Annotated in this window: 3 protein-coding genes and 1 pseudogene; 2 read left to right on the top strand and 2 right to left on the bottom strand. The window is 39.6% G+C overall.

What is annotated here, in order from left to right; translation table 11 throughout:
• On the top strand, nucleotides 1-896 hold an 896-nt coding region (locus AC1DCD_RS10070; protein ID WP_464641358.1), incomplete at its 5' end, for a radical SAM protein.
• A complete protein-coding gene (locus AC1DCD_RS10065) occupies nucleotides 893-2,956 on the top strand; it encodes an outer membrane beta-barrel protein (protein WP_353586250.1) in 2,064 nt (687 codons plus the stop codon). The genes AC1DCD_RS10070 and AC1DCD_RS10065, both read left to right, overlap by 4 nt.
• Before the next feature lie 241 nt (nucleotides 2,957-3,197).
• Here the strand turns inward: AC1DCD_RS10065 and AC1DCD_RS10060 are convergent, their stop codons facing one another.
• Nucleotides 3,198-3,350 carry a hypothetical protein gene (locus tag AC1DCD_RS10060; RefSeq protein ID WP_353586249.1) on the bottom strand — a complete coding sequence of 51 codons (153 nt, stop codon included), beginning with the start codon at nucleotides 3,348-3,350 and terminating at the stop codon, nucleotides 3,198-3,200.
• Nucleotides 3,351-3,450: 100 nt separating this feature from the next.
• Nucleotides 3,451-4,093: pseudogene (locus AC1DCD_RS10055) on the bottom strand (transposase).
• Nucleotides 4,094-4,363 lie beyond the last annotated feature (270 nt).

Below are 4,363 nucleotides of genomic sequence, written 5' to 3'. Positions count from 1 at the left end.
TTTTGGCTTTCCCATTGCATATAAAACGGAAAAATACAATAAATATTTTATGTAAACTAATTTTGCTCACTTACTTAACACAAGAATGGATAGACCTATTTTGCTCTTTGGGTATTAGAGTTGGAGTGTCAATAGATGGACCTCGTTTGGCCTCTTCCCATCGCGTGTTTCGGTCAGATGGGAGTAATGCATATGATTCAATTGTTGCAGGCATTTCATTATTGAAGAAGAATGATCTGCCTATATCTGTTCTCAGTGTAATGAATGTCGACTATCCTGCGCATTTGACGTATCAACATCTTAAAGATTTATGTGTTGATTCTGCCGACTTTTTGTTTCCTGATACAACTTTTGACTCGGAAATACCAACTGGCATGTCTTCTTGGTTACTACAACTATTCACATGCTGGTACGAAGATAATGAGAGAAAGCCTATAATACGTTTATTTGAGAGTGTTGTGAAAATGTTATTAGGGCAAGATTGTGGTTATGAAATTTTAGGACAGCGTGACAATGCTACTATAGGTATCAAAACAAATGGAAATATTGAGATTGTAGATAGTATGAAGGTTTGTGGGGACGGATTCACTTATACAGGTTTAAATGTTCTTCAAAATTCTTTTGAAGACACATTTAGTAATGAAACTTTGAAACTTTACTATAACGCCCATCATGATGTATTCTTGTGTGACAAATGTAGAAATTGCATAATTAAAGAGATTTGTGGTGGTGGAAAACTTCCGCATCGATATTCTACACGGAATGGTTTCGATAACCCTTCTGTTTATTGTGAATGTATCAAAGATTTGGTAGTTCATGCCCAAAATTACCTATTTAAAGACTTACTTGATCTGTTTAACAAATGTTCCTTGGTAAAATTACGAAACGTGTTATGACAAAAGGTCGAATAATACTCCTTGTTCTTGCCGTTGCAGTCATTGCTGAACTAGCGGCACAAGAGCACACAGACACCCTGCGAACCAAGGCACTGCCTGAGGTGGAAGTGGAGGCACGTAGGGTGATTAGACATGGTACCACAGACAGTTATTTTCCCAGTAAAGCACAACGCGAAAGGTCGGCAAACGCATTCAGCTTGTTGGGCAATTTGCATTTGCCTGGCATTGTTGTCGACCAAGTGGAACGAACGCTTAATTACACAAGAGGTGGTGGACGTGTGGCTTTGGAGATTAATGGAAAGCCTTCCAACATAGACGAGTTGCTTTCCTTGCCTGTCTCTCGCCTAAAAAAGGTGCAATTGGTGCGTGTTCCATCTGTGAAGTACGGAACTGATGTTGCCGTGGTTATAAATGTTGTGGCTGGCCGTGGTGATAGTGGTGTTGGCTTAGGACTTAATGCCATGAATGCACTCACTACTAATTATAACGACGATGCACTTTGGTTTCGCTTTAATACTGGCGTGCACGAACTTGGCGTTAACTACAATTTCAAACTCAATGGAATTGATAAAGCTTTTACCCGAACTGACGAACACATAAACAACCCTACGGGACTGATGGTAGACCGCAAGATAGACGGACGTTTTTCGGGCGGAAACTATCGAGATGACCTTCTTTCCCTATATTACACGCTGAACAGAACTAATCGCAGAACGATAGACATTCGCACATCCTTAGATTGGGATAGGTTCCCTCAACGAGCCATAGACGCCACCGTTGATGATGGTAGTTCGTACACCATGCGTACACTTAACGAGAGTGACGAACGCCAACTAGGCCTTAAAGTGTATTACGAAGAACGTTTCTCGGCACGTAACGTGCTTAATGTATGGCTTGCTGCCAATGCTTTTGCTAATAAATATCAACGTGGTTTCTCTTCGCCAACGACCAACAAACACTACGATGTTGATGGTAAAAAGCAGAGTGCAAGATTAGAGACGGAGTTTTCTCATACATTCTCGCCTGCATGTAAGTTAGCTGTTGGGTGGCAACAGTCGCTTGCCCATACGTCAAACACCTATGTTAGCTTGCAAAACACAAATTTCAACTACGACGATAATTCTCAATATGCCTTTGCACAAGCCAGTGGCTCATTGGGTAAGCTTACCTATTCTCTTGGTTTGGGCTATGGTCGTGATGCTGTTTGGCAACGTGGTAAGGGGTTCGAGCATTACGCTTGGCGACCAAAATTTTATGTGCAATATGCTTTTAACGATATATGGCAAATAGACTACAATTTGTCTAGCACAACCTCTTTGCCAAGCCTCGCGCAGATGACTGCCTACGAAAGACAAGACGACGACCAGCGTACAACAATGGGAAACCCCTCATTACGCCCCTTTACTACATATAGGCATTGGCTGTCGCTCAATGCAAACAAGGGAATATTTAGTTTTATGGCTTTCGGCATGTACGAGTATAATCATGGAAGTATAGTAGACATGCTGGCAATAACCCCTATGGGGACGGTACAACAAAGTTGGACAAACGATGGGCAATATAAACATTTGGAGATTGGCATATATTGTGGATTGAACTTATTGGGTGAACATGTGCAAGTTTACGCAGAACCTAAATACGTTAACTTTATTTCGCGTGCCACATTGAGGCATAATCGTTCCAATTTCTGTCTGCAATTAGGTGCAAGTGGGTGGGTTAAGAAATGGGGGTTTAACGGCTACTTTCGCACTGCTATGGAAAGTATGGAGGGCGATATGTTAGAACATCGTACGGGTACATCGGATGTTAACGTAAACTACGCATTTCGTAACGTACATGTTAAGTTAGGTTGGCGCAATCTTTTTTCTTGTGAAGGACCTGCTACACGCAAGATTTTGGAGACAACTAATGCGCGCTACGAAACGGTACAAGGTAATCTTGGTTTCGCAAATATGGTTTACGTGGGCTTATCATGGTCATTCTTTAAGGGCAAACAGACTAAGAGGAGGAAGGAAAGTAGACAAATAGACGCCAGCTTTGATTCAGGAATTGTGAAGTAAGTAAGGTTTTGCGTAACTGATAGTCAAAACTATGGACGTAAGACCGAACATGGTGACACGTCTATACAATCCAAAACAATTGATGCAATAATGCGCACCTATTGAATAGTAAATTTGTCCTGCTATTCAGCATATATCCTGCTTTAATATGACTACGCCTTACAAAAAATCACAATAAGAAAACATTGTTAGTTATCCCAAATCGGTCATTAGACTATAAAGCAAAACTACTATTGAGTCTCTAGTGAATATCATTAGAAATAATATCTACAAGAGTATAGTTACACATTTCTTTGCGCACGACACCCTCTAATGTCTGATTTGGGATAACAATTAGTGAAAAATTATTCTCCTCCATCATACATTTTGAGACCTCTGCAAAACCTTCCCCCATTCTCTATCATTATTGTTTTTGAGCATTATTGGCTCACCTGAAGTCTATATTTTTTTGATTTTTAGGGTGTATATGCTCTATTTCATCTCATATTCTCCCTTTATTTGAGAGAATTAGACACAATTATCCCTGGCGTTCGATATAAATTGTAGGCAATAGCCTCCATTATATGTTGTGCGTGAGTCTTATCTAAACCTACATATTTGGCTATCCAACCATGAAACCATCTGTGAATAGAACCAAAGGTACGTTCCACTTTGTACCGTGTCTTGCTGATGGCTATATTAACACGCTGCTCTCTTTCCGTTAGCTTACGTCCCCTTACTCCTTTGGGCATGATACGACTCTTGAGCTTCATACGTTTGAGTACATCCTTGTTTGCTGTGGAATAATAACCCTTAAATGTTACGGAAACGGCATATAGTTGTACTATCTGGAGCGCAGTCATCTAATCCTAAACCTACAAAACGACTGAAGGACAGACGCTCATTTACTTGATCTTTGACCTCGCCGTCACTCAAAAGACATACCATATACGAAAAAGGTTCGGTTTTGAACAACACAAGGCTGTCATAGCTTGGACGATCAGTGGGGCGGTTGCCTTTGGTGTAAGCAATTTCAATAAGTCCACGAATGGGATTCCAGTCGATTATCTGATCGATTTGAAAGAAAAAGGTCTGTTTAACCTTACGATGACCAACTATTAGGTCAGCAAAACTCGGAGAAGAAGAACATTGTTTCATACTATAAAGGTACAAGAACATGATGAAGTGAGCAAATCTTGAACAATGAGTTTTGCAGAGGTCTCATATTATTATTTATAATTGCTATTGCTACACAGTAATAAGATACCAAAGCACATCTATATATAAATAAGAGGTAAGCATTTTGCAAGGAGAAAGAATCGAACAAAAAGAAAAAATAAATTATTTTTGATATAAAAATAGATTAAAAATGCAGTAAAATTAATTTATTTTTATTTCCCGCCTATAATGTTTTTCTTTATAAAAGTA

Source organism: Prevotella sp. C0209C1 (assembly GCF_056583855.1).
The sequence above is the reverse complement of the archived record's forward strand: the minus strand, read 5'-3'. Positions and strand labels throughout refer to the sequence as shown.

Bases quoted from the DNA above. Each gene is read 5' to 3' on its own strand.
- AC1DCD_RS10060 (WP_353586249.1), bottom strand. From the start codon at position 3,350: ATGGGGGAAGGTTTTGCAGAGGTCTCAAAATGTATGATGGAGGAGAAT.
- AC1DCD_RS10065 (WP_353586250.1), top strand. From the start codon at position 893: ATGACAAAAGGTCGAATAATACTCCTTGTTCTTGCCGTTGCAGTCATT.